The organism is Phytohabitans flavus (genome assembly GCF_011764545.1).
Taxonomy (GTDB): domain Bacteria; phylum Actinomycetota; class Actinomycetes; order Mycobacteriales; family Micromonosporaceae; genus Phytohabitans; species Phytohabitans flavus.
The window spans coordinates 5,699,462-5,723,509 of the sequence record NZ_AP022870.1 but is presented as its reverse complement, the minus strand read 5'-3'; the positions used below and the strand labels follow the sequence as shown (position 1 = coordinate 5,723,509).

Genomic DNA, 24,048 nt, shown 5'->3' with positions numbered 1-24,048 from the left:
GCGTCGATGTCACGGACGGTGCCAGACGGCCCACCCTGAGGAGGGGACCCATGCTCATCGACTGCGACACCTGCGCGGTTCGGGGAGCCGCGTGCGGCGGGTGCATGTTGAGCGCCCTGCTCGACACTCCCGCTGAGCGCGCCGACCTCACCGGCGACGAGCGCCGCGCGATCGAGACCTTCGCCCGCGCCGGCTTCGACGTCGAGGTCATCTCCGAGCCGGCCCGCCCCCGGCTGCGCCTCATGCCCGGCGGACGCCGGCGGCGCCACGTGGCTTAACCACTACTATCGGCTCGCATGACCCCTAGGCTCTGGGCGGCCGTCGCGCTCGGCGGGCTCGTCGTGGCGCTGCTGGTCGCGGCCGTGCTGTTGGTGCCGTGGCACCGCCCGCCCGCCCCCGCGCCGATCAGCTCGACGCCCTCCGCGACCTGCCGCAGGAGCAGGTGCGAAAGGGTCGCGAGTTTCACTCGGCACTGCGCCCGGGGTCATATGGGGCGATGCTGCTCGGGCTCGCGGTCACGCTCGCGCTGGGGCTCACACCGCTGGGCAGCCGCCTTGTCGAGCTGGTGGGGCGCCCATTCGGTGACAACTGGGTGGCGCGCGCGGTGCTCGGCGGCCTCGCGGTAGTCCTCGTCGCCGAGATCATCACGCTCCCGCTCGCCGCCTGGCGTCACACGATCGTGGTTCGCTACGGCCTCTCCACCCAGACCTGGGCCGGCTGGGCCGTCGACGTCCTGAAGTCGTACGCGGTGAGCGCGATCATCGCCGCGATCGCCCTGCTCGGCTTCTACACGATCACGCGGCTGGCGCCGCGCTGGTGGTGGGCGTTCGGCGCCGCGGGGGCGGCCGCGCTCGTCGTGCTGCTCTCGTTCATCCTTCCGGTACTCGTGGAGCCGGTCTTCAACAAGTTCACCCCCATGGAGCAAGGGCCGCTGCGCACCGAGCTGATGAGCCTGGCCCAGCGCGACGGTGTCCCGGTCAAGGACGTGCTGGTGGCCGACGCCTCGCGCCGCACCCGAGCGGTCAACGCGTACGTGTCGGGCCTCGGCCCCACCCGCCGGATCGTCGTCTACGACACGCTGCTGCGCGAGGCGCCGCCGGAGGAGGTGACGAGCGTTGTGGCGCACGAGCTGGGGCACGCCAAGGACCGGGACGTCTTCACCGGTAGCCTGCTCGGCGCGCTCGGTGCCGCCGCCGCGGTCGTGGCGCTCTACCTGCTCGGCGGCTGGGGTGGCTGCTGCGCACGGCCGGCGTCGACTCGATAGGCGAGCCCCGTGCGCTCGCGCTGATGCTCGCGGTGGTGAGCCTCGCGGGCATCGTCGCCGCGCCGGCGCAGAGTCTCGTCTCCCGCCGGGTCGAGGCCCGGGCCGACGCGCACGCGCTGGAGCTGACCGGCGACCCGGGCACGTTCGAGTCGATGCAGCGCCGGCTCTCCACGGTAAACCTCGGTGACCCCGACCCGCCCCGCTGGGAGTACCTGTACTCCGCCTCCCACCCGTCCACAGTGGAGCGGATGGCGGCGGCGCGGGCATATGCGCGCGGCGAGCGATGACCACGCTCCTGGTCACCAACGATTTCCCGCCCCGCCCCGGCGGCATCCAGTCGTTCGTGCACGGCCTGGCCGTCCGGCAGCCGCCCGGCTCGCTCGTCGTGTACGCCTCGACCTGGGAGGGCGCCGCGAAGTTCGACGCCGAGCAGCCGTTCGAGGTGGTCCGCGAGGCGACCTCGATGCTGCTGCCCACCCGCCGCGCGGCCCGGCGCTCGGCGGAGATCGCGCGGGCGTTTGGCTGTGACACCGTCTGGTTCGGCGCCGCGGCGCCGCTTGGCCTGCTCGCGCCGGGGCTGTGGCGGCGCACCGGCATCTCGCGCGCGGTCGCGCAGACCCATGGTCACGAGATCGGCTGGGCCGCGCTGCCCGGCCCGCGTGGCCTGCTGCGGCGCATCGCGCGGGGCGTCGACGTGGTGACCTACCTGGGCGAGTACACCCGCGTGCGGCTCGACAAGGCGCTGCACGGCCTGACCGACCTGCGGCGGCTGGCGCCCGGCGTCGACGTGGACGCGTACCACCCGGAGGTCGACGGCACCCAGATCCGGCGCCGCCACGGCCTCGGCGACCGCCCTGTCGTCGTGTGCGTGTCCCGCCTTGTCGCCCGCAAGGGCCAGGATGCCCTGATCCGTGCCCTGCCCGCGATCCGCCGCCGGGTGCCCGACGCGGCGCTGCTCGTGGTCGGTGGCGGTCCGTACCGGTCCACACTGGAAGGGCTCGCCGCCGGCATGGAGGGCGTCGTCTTCACCGGTTCGGTACCGGCCGGGGAGCTTCCCGCCCACTACGCGGCCGGCGACGTGTTCGCGATGCCCTGCCGCACCCGCAAGCGCGGCCTGGACGTGGAGGGCCTGGGCATCGTCTATCTGGAGGCGTCCGCGTCCGGCCTGCCGGTGGTGGCCGGCGACTCGGGTGGCGCGCCGGACGCGGTCCGTGAGGGCGAGACTGGATACGTGGTCGGCGGCCGCGACCTGGACGCCATCGCCGACCGCGTCGCGACCCTGCTGTCCGACCGCGACCTCGCCGGCCAGATGGGCGCGGCGGGCCGGGCGTGGGTCGAGCGCGAGTGGCGCTGGGACACCCAGGCCGCCCGCATGGTCGACCTGCTGCACGAACACGAATAGCGGACCGGCCGCGCGGGCTGAGGCCCGCGCGGCCGGCTTGCGGTTTTCGGATCGGTCAGCTGAACGGCGGACGGCACAGGACGTTGCCGCAGTCCACCACGCGCAGCGCGGCCTCGGACTCGCGCCAGTAGCCGACCATCGGCCGGCCGTCAGGTGCGACCACGACGCTCGGGCGCAGCGACCCGAGCGAGGGGCTCGTCTCGACGGTCGACCTCGTCGCGGCCGTGCAGGCGAGGTTCTCGCACCGGGCCACCCGCAGCGACGGACCCGTCCCGTGGGCGTACGCGACGACCGGGAAGCCGTCCGCGCCGATCGTGATCGACGGTGTGCCGCCGACCGTGCCGGTGGTGTCGAGCACGCTGTTGGTCGTCGCGGTGCACAGCACGTTCACGCAGTGCGAGACGACAACCTTGCGGTCCGGGTCGTTGCGCTCGTGCGTGATGATCGCGAGACCGTCACGGCCGACGGTGATCGACGGCTCGCTACCGGCCGTCCCCGAGGCGTCCACAGTTACCTTGGTCGATACGGCGCAGTCGCCGTCCCGGCAGAGGGCCACCTTCAGATCGCCGTACGGCGCGCCGTCGGTGTACGCCACCAGGGCCTGGCCGGTCGGCAGCATGGTGATCGCCGTGCCGCTCCGCTCGTCCGCGTCGACGGCGTCCACCACGGACTCCCGCGAGTTCGCGCACGCGTGGTCCAGGCAGTGGCGCACCTTGACCTTGGCCGGCTGCCCGAGGGACGGCCCATCCAGGTAGGAGATCAGCGGGAAGCCGTCCGGGCCGATGGCGATCGCGATGCCACCCTGCACGTTGGACGGGCGGTCGACGAACCGCGTGCCGCCGCTGGTGCAGGTCACGGTCGAGCACCTGGCCACCTTGAGGTCGTACGCGGTGGTGGTGCCGCCGAAGCTGGCCCGGTGGCTGGCGTAGGCGATGACCGGCAGGCCGTCGCTGCCGATGGCGATCGCCGGCTCGTACCCGGTCTCCCCGAGCGTGTCGAACGGGGTCGTGGTCACCTCGGCGCAGGCTTCGTCGCGGCAGTACGACACCCGCAGGTGCCGCTTGTCGCTGCTTCCGTGAGCGTGGGTCGCGAAGATCGCCCGACCGTCCCGGCCGACCACCCCCGCCGGGTCGGTCCCGTGGATGGCGCCCTGCTGCGGTAGCGGGCCTGGCAGGTCGACCGTGTGAAAGCCGCCCGGTCCGGCCGGCGGTACGGGCAGCCGGGGCAGCGCACTCGTGCACTGCTCGTTGGAGAACTCGTCACCGGTGCGGCCGAACACGATACTCGTCGTGATCGCGTAGCACTGCCGGCTCCCGGCCGGGATCGTGTCCGCCGCGGCGTAAACCGAGCCGGTCCCGGCCTTGCTCGTGGAGGTCACCGACGTGACGAAGGTGAACGGCCCACCGGCCGCGTTCCGGCGGAACACCCAGAACTCGTCCTCGTCGGGTGACTGGTCGGTCCAGGAGAGCTGCACCGAGGTACCCGTAACCTGCGGCGGCGCGAGGACGGCGGCCGGCACCTGTGGCGGGCTCGGCGCGGCCGAGGCCGGCGTGCCGAGCATCGCAGCCGAAGCCGCTGCCACGGCTACCAGCGTCGATATCGTGCGTCTAGCGTGTTGAGACATGCCATCGAATCTGCGGGCCGGGCGTGTGACGGCCCGTGTGACGGCACTGTCGGAACTACAACAGAGCGTCTACATGGGTCGGCGGCATCGGCGACCCGAAGTGCCAGCCCTGCGCGGCGTCACAGCCGATGGCGCGCAGCCGGTCCGCCTGTGCCGCCGTCTCCACGCCCTCGGCCGTCACCGTGAGATTGAGCGTGTGCGCCAATGACACGAGCGTCGCGAGGATGCGCTCGTCGGTCAGGCTGGCCGGCTCGGCCGCGGGTGCCCGCAGTCCCTCCACAAAGGACCCAGCCACCTTCAGCTCGCAGACCGGCAGCGTACGCAGGTACGACAGGTTGGAGTAGCCGGTGCCGAAGTCGTCGATCGCGATCCGGACACCGAGGTCGGCCAGCGAGCGGAGGATGTCGACGGACTCGTCCGCGCCGTTCATCATCGCGCTCTCGGTGATCTCCAGCTGAAGCCGGCCGGGCGGGAGGTCGTGCTCCCGCAGCAGGCTGGTGACCTCATTGACCAGCCCGGGGCCGCGCACCTGCCGGACCGCGAGGTTGACGCTCACGAACGGCGCCTTCGGGCTCAGGTCGATCCAGTGGCGGGCCTGCCGGCACGCCTCGGCGAGCACCCAGCTGCCCAGCCGCACGATGAGCCCGGTCTCCTCGGCCAGCCCGATGAACTTGTCCGGTCCCAGCACTCCCAGCTTCGGGTGGCGCCACCGCACGAGCGCCTCAACGCCCAACAGGCGGCCGTCGCAGAGGGAGACGAGTGGCTGGTAGTCGAGGCAGAACTCGCCCCGTTCGAGCGCGGCGGGCATCGCCGACGACAGCGCGTACCGGGTTACCTCGCGCTCGTTGCGCTCGGGGTCGAACAGCTCCCACCGGCTCTTGCCGGAGCTCTTGGCCCAGTGCAGCGTGATGTCGGCGGCCCGCATCACCTCGCTCGGCGTGGTACCGGCGACCGGGCGCTCGACGATGCCGATGCTGGCCGAGACGTGCAGCTCCTGTCCGTCCACGATGGACGGCTCGCTGATCGCGGCCAGCGCGGCGTCGGCCACCTTGAGCACGTCGTCGGTACAGGTGGTGTCCTCGACCAGGATGACGAACTCGTCGCCGCCCATCCGGGCCACCAGGTGCTCCCCGACGCCACGGCGCAGCTTGGCGGCCACCGACGTCAGCAGCAGGTCGCCCGCGTGGTGGCCGAGCGTGTCGTTGACCATCTTGAAGCCGTCGAGGTCTACGAAGCAGACGCCGAGGCGGCGGCCCGAAGCGCCGTCGCGGTCGAAGACCGCCTCGAGCCGCTCGGTGAAGAGGGCGCGGTTGGGCAGGTCGGTGAGCGGGTCGTGGGTGGCCTGGTGGCGAAAGCGTGCCTCGCTCTCGCGCAGCGCCTGCTCGGCGTGCTCGCGGGCGACCATGGCGGCGCGGCGGATCGACTCCTGCTCGTCGAGCGTGCGGTCGCGCAGCGCCCGGGTGTACCCGATCGCGACACAGCCGAGCAGCCGCGCCATCCGGTCGCGCAGGTTGTCGCCGGCGAGGCCGAGGTCGCGCAGGAGGTGTAGCTCGATGACCTCGATCGTGCGGCCCAGGCCCTCCGCCGAGGCGATGTGCGCGCCGACGAGCGCGGCGCCGATCTGGTAGCCGCGGCGGAGGCTGAACGGCTCGGCGTAGAGCGCCTCGACAAGGCGGATCGTCAGCCCTTCCAGGAACTCCTCGAGCTGGGCCGGCGTCACCGGCAGGTAGCTCGTGCCGGTCACCGCCTTCGCCCAGGCCCGCGCGAAGATCGCGAGGCCAGGACTCTGCGGGTGCCGGCCGCCGCCGGCGTCGGGTACCGCGGGCGCGGTTGTCTCGTACCCGGGCGTGGCCAGCGGGTACGGCATCGCGTCCGGGTCGGGGATCACCCGAGCCGACCCACGCCGCCGATGTAGATGGCCCGCTCGGCCTCCTCGAAGGCGTGTGAGCTGTCCGGCCGCCACTCGGGCACCCACACGACGCCCGGCTCGACGAGCGCGAAGCCGTCGAAGAGGTGGGCGATCTCGTCACGCCCCCGGTTGTGCAGCGGGCGGTCGGTGCGCTGGTAGACAGCGTTCGCCTGGTCCCACTCGGCCGAGGTGCGCCCCTCGCCGGAGGCCTGGGAAAGCGCCAGGTAGCTGCCCGGCGCGAGGGCGGACCGGAGGCGGGCGACGATCTCCGTGGGCCGGTCCTCGTCCCGGACGTAGTGGAGCACCGCCACGATCATGAGGGCGACCGGCTGCCCGAAGTCGATCAGCTTGAGCACCTCGGGGTGGTCGAGGATCCGGTCCGGGTCGCGGATGTCCGCCTGGATCGCTACCGCCAGGTCGTTGCCGGCGAGGATCTCGCGGCTGTGCCCGACCGCCACCGGGTCGATGTCGACGTACGCCACCGTGGACTCGGGCGCTATCGCCTGGGCGATCTCGTGCACATTGCCCACGGTGGGGATGCCGGAGCCGATGTCGAGGAACTGCCGGACGCCCGCCTCCACCAGGAAGTGCACGGACCGCCGCAGGAACGCCCGATTGGCCTGGGCGATCAGCGGCGTCTCGGGTATCGCCGCGAGCATGGCCTGGGCGGCCTCGCGGTCGACCGCGAAGTTGTGTGACCCACCGAGGAAGTAGTCGTACATGCGGGCTGCGCTGGGCCGATCGATGTCGATCGTCTCCGGTGCCCAGTCCGGACGTCGCATACCGTCCCCTCTGTCCTGTCCGGGGGGCAATAGGCCCGCTTGGGTGGTCGCCGCCATTCTGCCCGTAAGAGTGTGCCGCCTTCCAGAGCGCCCGTCATACCCCGCCCGTACGGGCAGACTACGCCCGAACGGGTCGGTGTGAGGTTGATCGAGGAGGGCACGCGGGCACCCAGCTGCGCGGCCGGGCCGTCCGGTGGGTCTACACGGACGTGGCCTTCCTGGCGGTACGGCGGCTCACCGGGCGGCCGCTGGCCGCCCGGTCCACGCGCTAGCGCTGGACTAGAACTTCGGTGCGTCCGGGGCCTCGAGCAGGCCCAGCCGCAGCGCGGTCATCAGGGCCTGGGCGCGGTTGGCGGCGCCGAGCTTCTCGTACAGCTTCGAGATGTGGGTCTTCGCTGTCGACTCGCTGACGAACAGCTGCTTGGCGATGCCGGCCACGCTCATGCCGTCGGCGAGCAGGCGGAGCACCTGGCCCTCGCGGGGCGACAGCTGCGGGCCGGACGGGGCGAGCCGGCGCTTCATCGCCTCGGCCAGGTCGGCCGCGGTGAACGCGCTGGGGGAGGAGGCCGCGTGGCGGGCGGCCGCCACCACCTCGTCGGCCGGGGCGGTCTTCGGCACGAACGCGCTGGCGCCCGCCTCCAGGGCACCGAAGAGCTGGTCGTCACCCGCGTACATGGTCAGGACGACGATGCCCATGGTCGCGGAGGACTTGCGCAGCGCGCGGGTGGCCTCCAGGCCGCTCCCGTCGGGCAGGCGCAGGTCCATGATCACGACGTCCGGCTGTAGCGCGCCGGCCTGGCGGACCCCCTCGGCAGCCGTGGCCGCCTCACCCACGACCTCGAACTGGCGGTCCCGCTCGAACGCGTGCCGAAGACCCTTGCGGATCAGGTCGTGGTCATCGACGAGGAGGACCTTGGTACGGGTGGTCGGTGGCGTGGGGCTGGTGGTCATGCTGGGCTAACTCCCCTTCAGGTGCATTTACGCTATCGCGCACGCTATCGCGCCGGGGCGAGCTTCCCAGCACTACAGCGACAGTTGTACCGCTTGGATGGCGTGGCCTGATCTCTAGCCGGCCACGGATACGTTCCGCCCTCTCGGCCATGATCGCAAGACCGTACCTCCCGTCCGGCCGCTGGTCAGCGATGCCCTGACCGTCATCCGACACTTCGATTTGGGCGTACGGAGGATCGACAGCACATGTGACCCAGAGGTTCGACGCGCCCGCGTGCTTGCGCGCGTTGGTGATCGCCTCCTGGGCGATGCGGAGGAGCTCGGCCTCGGTGGCGGCCGGCAGCCGGGCCGTGGACTCGTCGAGTGTGTAGTGCACGCGGAGCCCGGCGGAGCCGCCGACCTGCCGCGCGTACTCCGAGATCGCGGCCGCCAGGCCACCGTGCCGATCGACCTCGCTGCGCAGCTCGAAGAGGCTGAGACGCAGCTCAGTGATGACGCGAGTGACCTCAGCGCGGAGCGAGCGAAGCTCCTCGCCGCTCTCCTTGGCCTCGTCCGGCAGGAGCGCGAGGGCGTTGTCGATGCCGTAGCCGACCATCACCAACTCCTGCGCCACGCCGTCGTGGATCTCCCGCGCGAGGCGCTGGCGCTCCTCGTTCGTGGCGAGCGAACGGACCTCGTCGAAGAGGAGCGCGGCCTCCAGCCGGAGCGCCGCGGGGCGCGTCACGGCCGTCACTCTATCTACGACCGAAGAGGTGTACGCGTTGGTGACATCCGCCTCGAGAGTCACTAATCCGACAGTACGGACGCCAGCCACAAGAGGTACCACTAGGGCCGAAACGTCACCTTTGCGATGCGACCGCGCCTGCGACCGGTGCGCGGTCTGCGGCTGCTGGCTCGCCCACGCGTCGGCGATCGCGGAGTCGGCGTCGAGGGTGGTCTCCCAGTCGACCCGGTCGACGCCGGTCTGGGCCAGCACGACAAGCCGGCCGCCGCCGCTCGCGGTAAGCACCGCCGCCCGGTCGGCCCGGGTGATCGTGCGCAGCTCGTCGAGCAGGTGCTCGGCGATGCCGCCCGGGTCGAGCGTGGCGCCGGGCAGCTGGCGGGCGACGCTGCGCAGCTGGGTGAGCAGGCGGGTGGCCTCGGCGTACGGCTGCGGCGGCCGGCTCTCCCCGCGCGCCTGAAGCACGCGTTGGAGCGTGCCGGCCGCGGTGATGCCCACGGCGGCGAGGATCAGCCACTGCGCCGAGGCCAGCAGGTAGCCGCCGTCGGTGATCAGGCGCTCGTCGTTGACCTCGGTCACCGCGCCGCCGAAGGTCAGCGTGGCCGCGGCGACGCCGAGCAGCGCGAGCGCCTCGCGGGTGTGCCGGTACAGGGTGGCCACGGTGAGCGGGACCGCCAGGTACGGCAGCATCGCCTCGGCGCCCAGCCCGGAGCCGAGCGTCCCCTGGATCTGCGCCTCGGCCGCGACCTTGCCGGCCGCCAGCCCCACGATGATCACCTCGGCGAAGCGGCCGAGCGGCCCGAGCAGCACGTGCCGTGGCGCCAGGACGGCCGGTATCCCCGCGACCGCCAGCAGCCCGATCCACCGCAGCTGCTCCACCTCGTGCGTGGTGATCAGCGTGAGCACCGCGACAAGGGCGAGCACGACCAGCCGGGCGGCCACGGCCAGCGGGTGTGGCCGGGGCGGCCCGTGCGGGCGGGTGCGCGGTCGGGCCGCGACCGGTGACGGGAGCAACTCAGCCTCCGTATATCGCGGCGATCTCGTCGGCGTACGTCTTCTGCACCACGCCGCGCTTGACCTTCAGCGACGGGGTCAGCTCGCCGGTGGCCTCGGTGAAGTCATGGGGCAGGATACGGAACACCTTGATGGCCTCGGCGTGCGACACCGCTTTGTTGGCGTCGTCCACCGCCTTCTGGACCTCGGCGCGCAGCTTTTCGTCCTCGCGGTGGTCGGCGATCGTGTCGGTCTCCGGGTAGCCCGCCGAGGCGAGCCACTTCGGCCAGGCCTCCTCGTCGATCGTGACCAGCGCGGCGATGAACGGCTTCTGGTCCCCGACCACGACCGTCTGGCTCACCAGCGGGTGCGCCCGGAGGCGGTCTTCGAGCACCGCGGGCGCGACGTTCTTGCCGGCCGCGGTCACGATCAGCTCCTTCTTGCGGCCGGTGATCGAGAGGTACCCGTCGTCGTCGAGCGCGCCCAGGTCGCCGCTGCGGAACCACCCGTCGTCGAGCACCTCGGCGGTGGACTCCTCGTTGTTCCAGTACCGCCCGAAGACGATGTCACCCTTGATCAGGATTTCGCCGTCGTCGGCGATCCGGACGGTCACGCCGGGCAGCGGGCGGCCGACCGTACCGATGCGGATCGCGTTCTCCAGGTTGACGGCGACCGCTGGCGAGGTCTCGGTGAGCCCGTACCCCTCGTAAACCGTGACCCCGATGCCGCGGAAGAAGTGCGCGAGCCGCGCGCCCAGCGGCGCCCCTCCGGAGATCGCGTCGTTGCACTGCCCGCCGAGGGCGGCGCGGAGCTTGCTGTACACAAGGCGGTCGAAGAGCGCGTGCTGGAGCTTGACGCCGACGCTCGGCCCGCCGGGCTTGTCCAACCCCTCGCTGTACGCGATCGCGACCGCCTCGGCCCGGTCGAAGATCTTGCCCTTGCCGTCGCCGTGCGCCCGCTGCTTGGCCGTGTTGTAGACCTTCTCGAAGACCCGCGGCACCGAGAGCACGAACGTCGGCCGGAACACCTGAAGGTCCGCCACGAGGTTCTTCGTGTCCGCGGTGTGCCCCATCCGGGCCCGCGCGGTGACCACGCCGACCTGGATCAGCCGGGCGAACGAGTGCGCCAGCGGCAGGAAGAGCAGGGTGGACGCCTCCTGCCGGAAGAGGTGGTGCAGCCCCGGGATGGCGTTCTTGATGTCGGCGTAGATGTTGCGGTGGGTGAGCACGCAGCCCTTGGGGCGACCCGTGGTGCCACTGGTGTAGATGATGGTGGCGAGGTCGTCAGCACCCACCGCGGCGCGGCGGCGGTCGATCTCGACCGGGTCGACGCTCGCGCCCCGCCCGGTCAGCGCCTCCAGGTCGTCGGTCTCGATCTGCCACACCTGCTCCAGGGCGGGCGCCAACTCGCGGACCCCGGCGACGGCGAGCGCGTGGGTGTTGGTCTCCACGAAGCAGGCGGTGGCGCCGGAGTCGGAGAGGATCCAGGCGACCTGCTCGGCGCTGGAGGTCTCGTAGATCGGCACGGTCACGCCGCCAACCGACCAGATCGCGTAGTCGATGAGGGTCCACTCGTAGCGCGTCTTGCTCATCAGGGCCACCCGGTCGCCCGGCTCGATCCCCGCCGCGACAAGCCCGCGGGCCAGCGCCACGACCTCGTCCCGGAACTGCGCGCAGGTGACGTCGGTCCACCCGCCGCCGGACGTACGCCGGGAGAACTGGACCGTGTCCGGGGCGGCCTCGGCGTTGTCCCAGACAGGGTCGGTCAGATTGGCGGCGGGGCCGATGGTCACCACCGGCGGTACGGCGAACTCGCGCACGGCACTCCTCACGGAAAACTATCCGCAACCTACCCGGGAGCAGGCCCACTCCGCTCACCAAGACCCGCGTGGCGAAGGGGTAGCCTGCGCTGCATGGCGGACTCCTCCACCCAGTCGATTGTCGTCGCCGTGCCGCCCGAGCGGGTCGCGGCCGTGATCTGCGACTTCGCCAGCTACCCCGAGTGGACCGACGCGATGAAGCGGGTCGAGGTCGTCGAAGAGTACGAGGACGGCTACGCCAGCCAGGTGCGCTTCACGCTCGATGCCGGTGTGATCGCCGACGAGTACACCTTGGTATACGAGTACGCCGAGGACATTTCCCGGATCGAGTGGCACCTTGTCGCGCCGTCAAAGATGCAAAAGGTGCAGAGCGGGTCGTACGACATCCTCGACAACGGTGATGGCACGACCACCGTCACTTACACCTTGGAAGTGGAGTTGTCGGTGGGCATGCTGGGAATGTTCCGCCGCAAGGCGGAGAAGATGATCATGGACGCGGCCCTGAAGCAGCTCAAGCGCCGGGCCGAGGGGGAGTCAGCATGAACCCGACCGATCCCGCCTCCGCCCGCGAGGAGGCCGAGCGGCTGGTGGCCACCGTGCTGGCCACGATGTCGTCGGGCGCCCTCTTCGGCGTCGGCGCGGCGAATGGGCCGATCGCGACAGGTTCCGCCGAGTGCTGCGTGTGCCCCCTGTGCCGCGTGATCGCCGCGATGCGCGAGCCCACCCCGCAGTTCGCCGAGCGGGTGGCGACCGGCGCCGGCGACTTCGCGGCCGGGGTGGCGAGCCTGCTGCGGTCGCTCTCCACGCCGCCTCCTTCCGCTCCCGAACCCACGACGCCGGATTCCGGTTCGCGGGACGATGGGGAGGACGTGTGGCGCGCGGCGACACGGGCCAGTCATGCTCCAGGCCCGGAGTAGGGGCGCTTTCTTTTCCTAGAGGGGAAATCCACGTGACGCTGACCATCGGTGTGGACGTCGGCGGCACGAAGGTGGCCGCCGGCGTCGTGGACGAGGCCGGTGCGGTGCTGGCGCAGACCCGCCGTGACACCCCCGCCGACGACGTGGCCAAGACCCGCGACGTGATCATCGAGGCAGTCGCGGAGCTGGCCCGGGGGCGTGAGATCGAGGCGGTCGGCATCGGCGCCGCCGGCTGGATCGACGCCACCCGCTCGACCGTGCTCTTCGCCCCCAACATCGCCTGGCGCGACGAGCCGCTCCGCGACTACGTCACGGCCGCCACCGGCCTGCCGGTCATCGTCGAGAACGACGGCAACGCGGCCGCCTGGGCGGAGTTCCGCTTCGGCGCGGCGCGGCATGCCGAGGACTCCATGGTCATGTACACGATCGGCACCGGCGTCGGCGGCGCGATCGTGCTCGGTGGTGAGCTCGTCCGCGGTACCCACGGCGTCGCGGCCGAGTTGGGCCACATGCTGGCCGTGCCGGATGGCCACCTGTGCGGGTGCGGGCGGCACGGCTGCCTGGAGCAGTACGCGAGCGGCAACGCGCTGGTCCGCTTCGCCCGTGCCGGCGCCCGCCAGGATCCGAGCAGCGCGGCCGCCCTCCTCGACCTGGCCGACGGCGACGCCGAGGCGATCACCGGGCCGATGGTCACGGCGGCGGCGATGGAGGGCGATCCGGTGTCGCGGCAGGCGTTCGCGCAGATCGGCCACTGGCTCGGCGTCGCGCTCGCCGACATGGTGCAGATCCTCGACCCGCAGATGCTCGTCGTGGGTGGCGGTGTCGTGGAGGCGGGCGAGCTTTTGCTCGGCCCCACCCGACGGTCCTTTATGGACTCTCTGGCGCAGCGCGTCCGCGTTCCGGTGGCCGAGATCAAGGCCGCCGAGATGGGAAACGCGGCCGGCGTGGTCGGTGCGGGAGATCTCGCTCGCCGCCGTTAGGGTCGTACCCGTGGATCTGCGGGTGTTGACGTACAACGTGCACGGCCAGAAGGACGACCGGGACGCGCTCGCCGCGGTGGTCAAGGACGTCGCGCCGGACGTGCTCATCGTGCAGGAGGGGCCGCGCCGCTTCCGCTGGCAGAGCAAGACCGCCGCGCTGGCCCGGTCGTTCGACATGCTTGTCGCGGCGGGCGGGCTGCCCGCGCTGGGCAATGTGGTGCTGACCAACCTTCGGGTACGGGTGCACGACGCCTGGTCCATCCGCCTGCCGCACACGGCTGGGCGGCACATGCGGGGCGCGGCGTTCGCGGAGTGCTCGGTGGGCCCGGTGCGCTTCGTGGTCGCCGGCTCGCACCTGTCGACCCACGCGGACGAGCGCCCGGCACAGGCCGAGGCGCTGCGGGCCGAGCTGTCCAAAGTGGACCACCCGGTGCTGCTCGGCGCGGACTTCAACGAGTCGTCCTCCGGCGAGGCGTGGCGCATCCTCCAGGAGGGGATGACGGACGCGGCTGCCGCTGCCGGCGGGGCGGAGCGGCCCACCTTCTCCTGCGCAAACCCGCGCGAACGCATCGACGCGCTTTTCGTGGATCCGCGCGTGACGGTGCTCGGGTACGACGTCGTCGACACGCCCGAGGCGCTCCGCGCGAGCGACCACTTCCCCGTGGTGGCACATCTCGACCTCACGTGAATCCCTTGGGGGGAGCTGTGTTCATGGCTACCCACCACGACACTCGCCATAGAAGCATTCACATGTATCTATGGAGTGTGTCGTGTCACCCTCGATCCGTACCGTCCTGACCCCAGCCCCCACCTCCGGACCGCCCCTCTCGCCGCGCGCATACGTCACCTTCTACCGCGACCCGGCGTCCCGCCTGGCGCTGCTCGTGACCGCGATCACGATGTGCTACGCCGGCGGCATCGCGATGTTCTGGTTCCACGCCATCTACCTCGACGAGGGTGGCCCCGCGATCAGCTGGGTCGTGCACTGGCTGCTCGACTCGTCCTTCGCGTTCGTGGCGCTCACACCGGCGCTGGCGCTCATCATGCCGTTCGCGGTGTGGGTCGCGCGGTCGGTCGCACCCGCCTCCAACCACCTGATCCCGTGGCTGTACGCCGCGGTGGCGGGCACGGCGTTCGCGCTGGCGACCACACCCGGCCCGCTGGCACACGACCTGGTCGTCGGCCGCGGCACGTGGGTGGCCGACCAGGTCACCCAGGCCATGGGCGACCCATCGGCCCCCTTGCCACCGACCGCCGACTACCCGCCGCTGGCCGCGATGGCACAACAACTCGGGGCCGGCGTGCCCCTGTACGTCGCTCTCATGGCCCTGACAGTCATCCTCCTCCGCACCCTCCTCCGCCCACACGAACGCTGAAACACTCTCCCCGGGGGTGGACAAAGGGGGCGGACAGTCGAGAGGATTTCGCAGCCGCCATTTCAAGGAGAAGACTCGGGTGACCACCTCCACCGACCACGACAGCGCGACCCTGTGGCGGGATGGGCGCCCGGTTTACGACCGGGGCGAGACCGTCTGTGTTGTCGGCGCCGGGCCGAGCGGCCTCGTCGCCATCAAAAACCTCAGGGAGCACGGCTTCGGCGTCGACTGCTACGAGCGGGAGACGGGCGTCGGCGGGGGGTGGAATTGGCGCCATGACCGCAGCCCGGTCTACGGGAGCGCCCATCTGATCTCGTCCAAGCCGTTCACGCAGTACCCCGACTTCCCGATGCCGGACGACTGGCCGGACTACCCGCACCACAGCCAGGTGCTGTCGTACCTCGAGCGCTACGCGGACCACTTCGACCTGCGGCCGCACATCTGGTTCGGCACCGAGGTGGTCAAAGTGGAGCCCGCCGACGGGCTGCGGTGGGACGTGACCACACGCAGCACGGGTGGGTATGGCGCGGAGCGCACCCATCGGTACGCGGCGGTGGTGGTCGCCAATGGTCACAACTGGTCGCCCAACCTCCCGGCGTACGAGGGGCTCGACGACTTCAAGGGCCGGGTCGTCCACTCGTCGGCGTACAAGGATCCGGCCGAGCTGCGCGGCAAGCGGGTGCTCGTGGTCGGCGGCGGCAATACCGGGTGCGACATCGCGGTGGAGGCGGCCCAGCACGCATCCCGCTGCTGGCACTCGACGCGGCGCGGCTACTGGTACGCGCCGAAGTACCTGCTCGGCCGCCCCGCCGACCAGGTCAACGACGCGATCCTGCGACTGCGCCTCCCGCTGCGCACGCGGCAGTGGCTGCTCCAGCGCATGCTCCGGCTGGCGGTGGGTGACCTGGGGCGCTTCGGCCTGCGGCGGCCGGACCACAAGGTCTTCGAGACCCACCCGATCGTCAACAGCCAGCTGATCTACCACGTGGGACACGGCGGGATCGCCCCGGTGCCCGACATCGTCCGCTTCCGGCAGTACAGCGTGGAGCTCAACGACGGCACCGAGGTCGAGCCCGACGTGGTGGTCGCGGCGACGGGGTACCGGCCGCGCTTCGAGTTCCTGGCGCCGGAGGCGCTGGCCGCCACGACGGAGGGGCGGCCGAGGCTGCACCTGCACGCGTTCTCGCGGCGGCACCCCACGCTGGCCGTGGCCGGGCTGGTCGAGTCCGACTCGGGCATCCTCCCGCTCGTGCACTGGCAGACGGTGGCGATCGCGCGTTGGTTGCGGCTCCGCGAGGCGGCGCCGCAGCGGGCCGGCGAGTTCTGGGCCGGCACGGTGGCCAAGGAGACCGACCGCCCGTGGACCGGCGCGAAGGTCAAGGACACGCCGCGGCACTGGTTCGAGGTGAGCCACGTGGACTACCTGCGGGCGCTACAAAAGATGATCGACGGTCTGGCGGGAGTCCGAGCATGAAGATCATCCGCTTCGACGACTGGGCCGATCCGGTGCCGCCGGTGCGGCGCGAGGTCCTGAGCGCCACGCCAGAGCTCGACGAGGGCAAGCCGCCGGTGCTGTTCGTGCCGGGCTTCGGGCACGGCGCGTGGGCGTTCGCCGAGTTCTGGCTGGAGCACGCCGCCGGCCGAGGCTTCCCGGCGCACGCGGTCAGCCTTCGCGGCCACGGCGGCAGCGGCGACACACCCGGGGCATCCCTTCGGGCGTACGCGCACGATGTCGTGCAGGCGGCGGCGAGCCTGCCCCGCCAGGCCGTGCTGGTCGGGCATGGCGCCGGGGCCCTGGTGGTGGAGCGGGCGCTGGCCCGCTACCCCGCACGCGCCGGGGTGCTGGCGGCGCCGGTGCTGGGCGGTTGGCCGACGTTCGGCGCGGCGCTGCGGAGAAACCCCGGAGGCACGCTGCCGGCGGTCTTCGGGGGCCGGCTGCGACTCAGCCGCCGCCAGCTCTTCAGCCGGGAGGTACCGGACGCGGTGGCCCGTGGGTACACGGGCCGCCTCGGCCGCGCATCGGCCCGCGCGCAGTGGCAGCTGCTCCTGCACCGGGCGCCCGAGCCCGCGGTCGGCGATCCGCCGGTGCTGGTGGTGGGCAGCCCCGACGACCGCGTGGTGCCGGCCTCGGCGCTGACCCGCGCCGCCCGGCGCTATGGCGGCGCGCCACTGCTCTTCCCCGGCATGGGCCACGACCTGATGCTCGACGCCCGGTGGCGGGAGCCGATCGACGCGATCCTCGACTGGCTCGAAAAAGGCGGCTCCTGACCAATCGGCCAGGAGCACCTAAGCGATCTATGTGAAACCGCGGAGGGTGAGGCCGCGGGAGCAGCGGTCTGGACCACCGCGGACATCGCGGCAGCTCAGAATCTCGGTTTTGGAATAGAGCGTCTAGTCCGCCCGCAGCCGCGCGGCGAGCGAGCCGGTGTGGTCCAGCGCCGAGAGGTAGGAGCGGGCCCACGCCTGGATGTCGTGGCCGCGCAGGTGCTCGCGCATCGCGCCCATCCGGGCGCTGACGTCGCCGGGCGCCGCCTCCTTGGCGTGCATGAGCGTCAGCTTCAGGCCGTCGAGATCGTGCGGGTTGACCAGGTATGCCTGGGTGAGCTCGGCAGCCGCCCCGGCAAACTCGCTGAGCACCAGCGCGCCGGTGTTGTCGACGCGAGCCGCCACGTACTCCTTGGCGACGAGGTTCATCCCGTCGCGCAGCGGGGTGACGACCATGACGTCGGCGGCCCGGTAGAGCGCGGCCAGCTCGGCCCGGCCGAACGGCTGGTTGAGGTAGTGGATCGCCGGCTCGCCGACCCGCCCGAACTCGCCGTTGATCCGGCCGACCTCGCGCTCTACCCGGTCGCGGAGCACCCGGTACTGCCCGACCCGCTCGCGGCTCGGCACCGCCACCTGCACCATCACGGTGTCGCTCATCTTGACGTGGCCGTCGGCGAGCAGCTCGCTGTACGCCTTCAGCCGGTGCTCGATGCCCTTGATGTAGTCCAGGCGGTCGACGCTGAGGATCATGTGCTGCGGCTCGCCGAGGTCGGCCCGGAACTGCTGCGCGCGGGCGACCACGTCGGGACGCCGGGCGAGCTGCTCCATCTCGGCCATGTCGATCGAGACGGGGAACGCCCCGATGCGCACCACCCGATCCTCGACCGCGATCCGGCGGTCGGTGGCCGGCACGTTGAGCACCTTGGCACAGAGCTGGGCGAAGTTGTGCGCGGCCTGGGCCCGCTGGAAGCCGACAAGGTCGGCGCCGAGCATGCCGAGCAGCAGCTCGGCCCGGCGGGGGAGCTGCATGAACAGCTCCGGCGGCGGGAAGGGCACGTGCAGGAAGAACCCGATCAGCAGGTCCGGGCGGAGCTCGCGGAGCATGCCCGGCACCAGCTGGAGGTGGTAGTCCTGCACCCACACCACCGCGCCGGGCTCGGCGATCTCCGCGGTCGCCTCGGCGAAGCGCTGGTTGACCCGCTGGTACGACTCCCACCAGCGGCGGTGGTAGACGGGCTGCTCGACCGCGTCGTGGTAAAGCGGCCAAAGGGTGGCGTTGGCGAAGCCTTCGTAATGGTCGCGCACGTCATCGGCGCTGAGGGCCACCGTGTGCAGGCGCACCCCGTCGACCTCGGGGAGGCTCGGCGCCGGGCCGGTGCCACCGGCCCAGCCCACCCATGTCGCGGGCGTGTGGTGAAGGATCGGGTGCAGGGCACTGACCAGGCCGCCTGGACTGCGTCGCCACTCACAGGCGCCATCAGGCGCGACCGTGTCGTCGACGGGCAGGCGGTTGGCCACCACCACGAGGGAAGTCTGCCGCATTCGGCACCTCGTTTCAGCGGGGCGACGATCGAGGGACCCATCGAATACCGCGCGTCATGGTCTGGGGAATTGGCGTGATAGGAGTATTCCTACTGACGCCAAGTTACACAAGCGTTACGTAACGGAGACAGCGGTAGATGAATTTCTCTGCGTGAGGTCTTGCGTGATGCGAGCTTTCAGACCACGGCCCCGTCGTCGGGGTCGTCGTCCTCCTCGTCGCCAGAGCGCAGCCGCCAGATCAATGTGACGAAACCGCCGAGAATCGCGGTGAACCCGAGCAGCGTGGTGATGCCTCGATCGGCCGGCAGCAGCTCGGGAAAGAGGAAGAGCACGAAGCCGCCGATGATCGCGACGATCCCGAGCACCGCGTACTTCGAGATGCGGGGGAGGGGCGGCGGCGGGGGCGGCGTATACCCCTCGTCGTCGTCATCGTCGGGCAGGTCGGCGCCGAACGTGTCCAGACCGTCCAGAAGGGACGGCTCCTCGTGGCGGCTGCCGAGCGTCACCCCGCTCACCCGGGTGGCGTCGGTAAGCGGCTCGCTCGGGTCGCTCTTGGTGCTCGGCGGGGCCTCCTCTGCGGACGGCCACGGGGGTGTGCGATCGGCCACGTCGTTGTGGAAGCCGGCGACGATGCGCTGCCACTCCGCCTCGACATCGACGTTTACGTCGGGCTGCTCGGGCTGCGGTGGCGCCTCGGCCAGCTTGGCGAGGTGGTCGCGGGCGACCGCGAGGTGGGCTCGATCCACGTACAGCCGGTCGGTGGGTCTTGGCGGGATCGTCGTCGTGCGGGTCACAGGGTTGAGGTCGGCGGAGGGCTGGAGATAGGCGGCGATGCCACCAGCGGCCAGCACGTCGAGGAGGTGCTCGCCGACCCGTGGGTCGACGTCGCCGGCCACGGCGTACTCGGAGGCGTCGAGCCCGTTGTCCCGCCGCCCCCGCCGGGCACCACCCGCTGACACCGCACACACTCCTCGCTGGCGCTCGTGGCGCCGGGTCGGCTCAGGCTCAGGCTTCGGGCCCCACGCGGGTGTGCGGGCCGTGCACTGAATCGTGACACGGCGAGGACTGGTTCGGGGAGTGCGTTGTGGCGCGGCGTACCCGCTTCGTAGGCTCATGTCGACGGTTCCGTGCGCGGAGCCCTGCGGGAAGGACGCCTGTGCTGTACTGGTTGCTCAAGTACATCCTGCTGGGGCCATGGCTCAGGTTGATCTGGCGGCCGCAGGTCGAGGGTCGCGACAACGTGCCCGAAAGCGGGGCGGCGATCATCGCCAGCAACCATTTGTCCTTCTCTGACTCGATCTTCATGCCGCTGATGGTCAAGCGGAAAGTCACCTTTGTCGCCAAAGCCGAGTATTTCACTGGCAAGGGGATCAAGGGCTGGCTGGTGAAGATGTTCTTCGTCGGCACCGGCACGATCCCGGTCGACCGTTCCGGCGGCCGGGCCGCCCAGGCCGCACTTGACACCCAGCTGCGCGTGCTGCGCGAGGGCAACCTGGCCGGCATCTACCCGGAGGGCACCCGCTCGCCGGACGGCCGCCTGTATCGCGGCAAGACCGGCGTGGCGCGCCTCGCGCTGGAGAGCGGCGCCCCGGTCATCCCGGTGGTGATGCTGAACGCCGACGAGATCCAGCCGCCCGGCAAGATCATCCCCAAGATCCAGCGCGTGAAGATCCGCTTCGGCCGCCCGCTCGACTTCGGACGGTACGCGGGGATGGCCGGCGACCGCTTCGTGGAGCGCGCCATCACCGACGAGATCATGTATGAGCTGATGGAGCTGTCCGGCCGCGAGTACGTCGACATCTACGCGCAGAAGGTCAAGACCCAGCAGTCGAAGACCGCGCCCACCCCCACGGACACCGGCGCCGAGCCGCCACCCGCCCCGGTCGCCGTCTGACGTCATCCGGTCGGGGTGATTACGAAGTCCCGCGCGCTCCGGAGCAGCGCAGCCTGAGTCAGGACGCGAGGATCGGCGTGTAGTTGGTGCCCGGGGAAGCGCCGTGAGCCAGGCGCAGCAGTCCCGGCGCCTGGTTGCGGTGGGCGAAGGCGCGTACCTCCTGGAGCGGCTGGGCCGCCGCCGCGTGGTCGCCGGTCCGGCGCAGCTCGCCCGCCGCGAGCGCCAGCGCCAGCACCCGGTCGGTCGCGTCCGGGATGCCGGCGTAGATCTCCGCCGCCGCGAGGAAGCCCACGCCTGGCCGGGCCGGGGTCGACACCGTGTGCAGCGCGGCTTCCGCCCACGGCGTCCGGTGCGGTACCTCGCCGAGCGCCGACCGCAGTAGCGCCGCCGCGTCCGGGCCGGTCAGCGCCGCGGCGTGCGCGGCCGCGGCCACCCACTCGCCGCTGGCCAGGGCGGGCACCGGCCGCCACGCCGCCACAAGCTCGTCCAGCAGGGCGGCCGCCTCGGTCCGGTATCCGGCCAGGGCGCGGCAGAGGGCGCCGAGCCCCAGCGCGGTCCAGTACGGCCGGTGGAAGCCGCTGCCCCGCGCCGAGTCCAGCGCCTCGTACACGTCGTCGGCCTGCTGCTCGCCGCGGAGGATGCGCAGGACCGAGCGGACGCCGCGTACCTGCATGTCCCAGCGTCCGGTGGGGGTGTGCAGGAAGGCGTCGGCGGCGGTGATCAGCGCGGGGAAGTCGCCGGCGAAGTACGCCCGCATCGCGTCGCCCGAGTACCCGGTCACGAGCACACCCGGGTCGGAGCCACCGCCGAGCAGCGTGTCGGAGCCGACCCAGTCGCCCTCCTCGCGTACCGCCCAGGCGAGGTTCTGCACGGCGCGGGGGAGGGCGAGCAGCCGGCGATCGCGGCAGAAGGTCGTGACCTCGTGCAGCTCGTCCAGCCCGGCCCGCTCGCCGGCCTGGTAGCGGGCGGCGGCCACGGTGATGCGGGCGTTGGCCGCCACCTCGACGGCGCCGAGCCGCTCGGCCATCTCGGCCGCCGCGGCGGCTGCCTGGATGGCCGGCTCGCGCTCGTAGTTGAGCATGTGGAGGCGGCCCAGCTCGGCGTACGCGTCGGCCTTCTGCGCGCTGTCCGGCAGCGCGTCGAACAGCTCCACCGCGCGGTCGAGGCTGGCGAGCGCGGCCGAGCGGTCGGCGCGTACCCACGCGGCCTGGCCGAGCAGCGTCCAGGCCCGGGCCGCCCCGGCGTGGTCGCCGGCGCCGAAGAGGCGCTGGGCCAGCGACGTCAGGGACGCGACATCGAGTGAGCCCAGCCGGTGGAACGAGATCTCCGCCGCCAGCAGCTCCAAGTCGAGACCGGGAATGCCGGGCAGCGCGAGGGCCCGCTCGGCGTGCGCGGCCGCGGCGTCCAGCGCGTGCAGGGCGTACGCGCGCCGGGCCGCGCGGTGCAGGGCCTCGCGGGCGGCCACCGCGTGGCGTTCGGCCCGCACGCCCAGGCGCCCGGCCATGTCGTGGGCGGCCCACCGGTGGTGGGCCAGGACCTCCGCGAGATCCGTGTCCCGGGTACTCGACAGGGCGTCCAGCCAGTCGGCGGTGCGCTCGTGCCGGGCGACCCGCTCGGTATGGGGGAGGCGGCGGTAGCAGACGTCGCGGACGAGCACGTGGCGGAAGCGGTACTCGGCCTGGCCGGCGATCGTGGACTGGGTCCGCTCGTGTACGAAGTCGCGCTGTTCGAGCCGGCGCAGGCAGCGCTCGACCCACTCGACCGGGCGGCTGAGCGCGGCGGCGACCGCGCCGGGCCAGAACGAGGCGCCGACCACCGAGGCCGCCAGCAGCACCTGGCGGTCGTCGCGGTCGAGCAGGTCGATCCGGTTGGCGATCACGCCGTGGACGCTGTCGGGCATGGGCAGCTCGCGCTCGGCGTCCAGTGACCACCCGCGCCCGGACTGGCGCAGTGCGCCCTGCTCGATGAGCATCCGCACGAACTCGTGGGCGTAGAGCGGGTTGCCGTCGGCGACCTCGACGAGCGGGCCGAGCATGTCGGCGGACACCGGCCCGCGGCCGAACAAGTGGCTGTAGATGGTGGCGATGCCGGCGTCCGGCAGCGGCGGCAGCGTGATCGCCAGCGAGCTCGTACCAGCCCAGCCGGGCGCCTGGTCGAGCAGCTCGGGGCGGGCGGTGCAGAGCAGCATCAGCGGTACGTCACGGGCGGAGGCGGCCAGCAGCTCCAGGAAGCGGAGCATCGTCTCGCCGGCCCAGTGCAGGTCTTCGAAGACAAGCACGGTGGGGCGGCGGGCGGCGAGCGCGACGAGGAAGCGCCGCCAGGCCGACTCGGCCTCCTCGGCCGGCATGCGGCTGCCATCCAGCCCGACGAGCGGGCGGAGGGCGTCGAGCAGCCGTCCCGCCTCGGCCTGCGGCACCAGCCCAGCCACCGTTTCCTCCAACCGGCGAGCGGCGGCCGGCGCGGTATCGGTGTCGAGGATGCCGGTCTCCGCCTTGACGATGTCGGCCAGCGCGGCGAACGCCACGTCATCCCCGAACGGCGGGCAGTTGCCCACGTGCCAGGTGACAGCCGGGGCCGCTTCCTCCGGGGAGGCAGAAAGGGCGAGTGCGTGCAGCTCGCGTACCAGCCGGGATTTTCCGATGCCCGCGTGGCCGAAGAGGGTGACCAGCTGCGGCGCGCGATCCTGGAGCGCGCGGTGCAGCGCGTTGTCGAGCAGCCGCAGCTCGTGCTCGCGGCCGATCACCGGGGTCGCGTCGGGGGCACGGTCGGCGCGCGCCACCCGCAGCGGCGCCTCCGCCAGCCATACCTCGGTCGGCGACGAGCGGCCGCGCAGCGTCACCGCCGGCCGGGCCGCATACCGCACCTGGTTACGGGTCAGCGCGTACGTCGTGCCGCAGACAAGCACCCCGCCGGGCGGCGCGACCGCCTGCATCCGGGAGGCGGTGTTGACCACGTCGCCGGCCACGATCGCCTGCCCGCCGTCGCGTGCGGCGGAGACGTCGACGAGCGCCTCGCCGGTAGCCACGCCCACCCGGAAGCGCAGGTCGCCGGCGAACCCGGTGAGCACCCGCTGGAGCTCCAGCCCGGCCCGCACGCACCGGAGCGGGTCGCTCTCGGTGGCCACCGGTGCGCCGAAGAGGGCCATCACCGCGTCGCCGATGTACTTTTCGACCACCCCGCCGTACTGACCGACGACCCGCCGAGCGGCCGAGAAGAAGCCGGTCTGCATGCCACGGACTAGCTCGGGGTCGCTGCTCTCCACGTACGGCGTGAAGTCGATGAGGTCGACGAACAGCACGCTGATCCGCCGCCGGTCCTCCTGTGGCGTGGCGGCCTGGACCGGGCCGACCGCCGCCCCGCACGCCGTGCAGTACGCCGCGCCGGCCGTAAGCTGCCGGCCGCACCGCGCGCACGCTGGGCTGAGCTCTGCGCCGCACCCTGCGCAGAAGCGGTCAGCGGCGGCGGCTGGTCGGGCGCACCGAGGGCATGGGGCGGAGATGCCGTCCTCCAAGGAAGGTAGGGCCCTTCTCTGGGATGGGCGTTTGGGCCCTTACCAAACTGAGTATCGCCGTGCCCCGCCACCCTCGGAAGCGGGCAGTTGGTCGAATC

Annotated in this window: 17 protein-coding genes and 3 pseudogenes; 11 read left to right on the top strand and 9 right to left on the bottom strand. The window is 71.9% G+C overall.

What is annotated here, in order from left to right; translation table 11 throughout:
* Positions 1-50 precede the first annotated feature (50 nt).
* The 3 genes and pseudogenes from Pflav_RS25015 (at position 51) to Pflav_RS25005 (ending at position 2,666) form a co-directional block, all read left to right on the top strand.
* Positions 51-278 (top strand): hypothetical protein, encoded by a 228-nt coding sequence (locus tag Pflav_RS25015; protein ID WP_173038686.1) that lies wholly within the window; start codon positions 51-53, stop codon positions 276-278.
* An 18-nt stretch (positions 279-296) separates the two neighbouring features.
* A pseudogene (locus Pflav_RS25010) lies at positions 297-1,551 on the top strand (M48 family metallopeptidase).
* Positions 1,548-2,666 (top strand): glycosyltransferase family 4 protein, encoded by a 1,119-nt coding sequence (locus tag Pflav_RS25005; RefSeq protein WP_173038684.1) that lies wholly within the window; start codon positions 1,548-1,550, stop codon positions 2,664-2,666. The pseudogene Pflav_RS25010 and the gene Pflav_RS25005 overlap by 4 nt, the downstream one beginning before the upstream one ends.
* Positions 2,667-2,721: 55 nt before the next feature.
* Here the strand turns inward: Pflav_RS25005 and Pflav_RS25000 are convergent, their stop codons facing one another.
* The 6 genes and pseudogenes from Pflav_RS25000 to Pflav_RS24975 form a co-directional block, all read right to left on the bottom strand.
* Complete coding sequence (locus Pflav_RS25000) at positions 2,722-4,248, bottom strand: hypothetical protein (protein ID WP_173038682.1); 1,527 nt, start codon at positions 4,246-4,248, stop codon at positions 2,722-2,724.
* Between the two features lie 97 nt (positions 4,249-4,345).
* Entirely contained in the window at positions 4,346-6,157 is a 1,812-nt protein-coding gene (locus tag Pflav_RS24995) for a putative bifunctional diguanylate cyclase/phosphodiesterase (protein ID WP_173042621.1), read from the bottom strand.
* 17 nt (positions 6,158-6,174) lie between these two features.
* Positions 6,175-6,981, bottom strand: coding sequence for an SAM-dependent methyltransferase (locus tag Pflav_RS24990; protein ID WP_173038680.1), 807 nt, complete (start codon positions 6,979-6,981; stop codon positions 6,175-6,177).
* Between the two features lie 279 nt (positions 6,982-7,260).
* Positions 7,261-7,932 carry a response regulator transcription factor gene (locus tag Pflav_RS24985; protein WP_173038679.1) on the bottom strand — a complete coding sequence of 224 codons (672 nt, stop codon included), beginning with the start codon at positions 7,930-7,932 and terminating at the stop codon, positions 7,261-7,263.
* Between the two features lie 10 nt (positions 7,933-7,942).
* Positions 7,943-9,583: pseudogene (locus tag Pflav_RS24980) on the bottom strand (sensor histidine kinase); the annotation flags it as partial.
* An 85-nt stretch (positions 9,584-9,668) separates the two neighbouring features.
* Positions 9,669-11,465, bottom strand: a complete 1,797-nt coding sequence (locus Pflav_RS24975) for an AMP-dependent synthetase/ligase (RefSeq protein WP_173038677.1) — start codon at positions 11,463-11,465, stop codon at positions 9,669-9,671.
* Between the two features lie 93 nt (positions 11,466-11,558).
* Here Pflav_RS24975 and Pflav_RS24970 point away from each other — a divergent pair, with 93 nt between their 5' ends.
* The 7 genes and pseudogenes from Pflav_RS24970 to Pflav_RS24940 all read left to right on the top strand — a co-directional run bounded on the left by Pflav_RS24970 (position 11,559) and on the right by Pflav_RS24940 (position 17,006).
* Positions 11,559-12,008 carry an SRPBCC family protein gene (locus Pflav_RS24970; RefSeq protein WP_173038675.1) on the top strand — a complete coding sequence of 150 codons (450 nt, stop codon included), beginning with the start codon at positions 11,559-11,561 and terminating at the stop codon, positions 12,006-12,008.
* Positions 12,005-12,376, top strand: a pseudogene (locus Pflav_RS24965) (hypothetical protein); the annotation flags it as partial. The gene Pflav_RS24970 and the pseudogene Pflav_RS24965, both read left to right, overlap by 4 nt.
* A 38-nt stretch (positions 12,377-12,414) precedes the next feature.
* Positions 12,415-13,362: an ROK family glucokinase gene (locus Pflav_RS24960; protein WP_173038671.1), complete on the top strand. Its 948-nt coding sequence runs from the start codon at positions 12,415-12,417 to the stop codon at positions 13,360-13,362.
* Positions 13,363-13,372: 10 nt separating this feature from the next.
* Positions 13,373-14,050 (top strand): endonuclease/exonuclease/phosphatase family protein, encoded by a 678-nt coding sequence (locus tag Pflav_RS24955; protein WP_173038669.1) that lies wholly within the window; start codon positions 13,373-13,375, stop codon positions 14,048-14,050.
* 82 nt (positions 14,051-14,132) lie between these two features.
* Complete coding sequence (locus tag Pflav_RS24950; protein ID WP_173038667.1) at positions 14,133-14,738, top strand: hypothetical protein; 606 nt, start codon at positions 14,133-14,135, stop codon at positions 14,736-14,738.
* Between the two features lie 79 nt (positions 14,739-14,817).
* Positions 14,818-16,212 (top strand): flavin-containing monooxygenase, encoded by a 1,395-nt coding sequence (locus tag Pflav_RS24945; protein ID WP_173038664.1) that lies wholly within the window; start codon positions 14,818-14,820, stop codon positions 16,210-16,212.
* A complete protein-coding gene (locus Pflav_RS24940; protein WP_173038662.1) occupies positions 16,209-17,006 on the top strand; it encodes an alpha/beta hydrolase in 798 nt (265 codons plus the stop codon). Before Pflav_RS24945 ends, Pflav_RS24940 begins: the two co-directional genes overlap by 4 nt.
* Positions 17,007-17,129: 123 nt before the next feature.
* On the opposite strand, the gene Pflav_RS24935 is transcribed toward Pflav_RS24940, so the two are convergent.
* Positions 17,130-18,545: an alpha,alpha-trehalose-phosphate synthase (UDP-forming) gene (locus tag Pflav_RS24935; protein WP_173038660.1), complete on the bottom strand. Its 1,416-nt coding sequence runs from the start codon at positions 18,543-18,545 to the stop codon at positions 17,130-17,132.
* 176 nt (positions 18,546-18,721) lie between these two features.
* Entirely contained in the window at positions 18,722-19,504 is a 783-nt protein-coding gene (locus Pflav_RS24930; RefSeq protein WP_173038658.1) for a DUF308 domain-containing protein, read from the bottom strand.
* A gap of 197 nt (positions 19,505-19,701) precedes the next feature.
* On the opposite strand from Pflav_RS24930, the gene Pflav_RS24925 reads away from it, so the two are divergent.
* Complete coding sequence (locus tag Pflav_RS24925; protein WP_173038656.1) at positions 19,702-20,439, top strand: lysophospholipid acyltransferase family protein; 738 nt, start codon at positions 19,702-19,704, stop codon at positions 20,437-20,439.
* Between the two features lie 58 nt (positions 20,440-20,497).
* Here the strand turns inward: Pflav_RS24925 and Pflav_RS24920 are convergent, their stop codons facing one another.
* Entirely contained in the window at positions 20,498-23,950 is a 3,453-nt protein-coding gene (locus tag Pflav_RS24920; protein ID WP_173038654.1) for an ATP-binding protein, read from the bottom strand.
* Positions 23,951-24,048 lie beyond the last annotated feature (98 nt).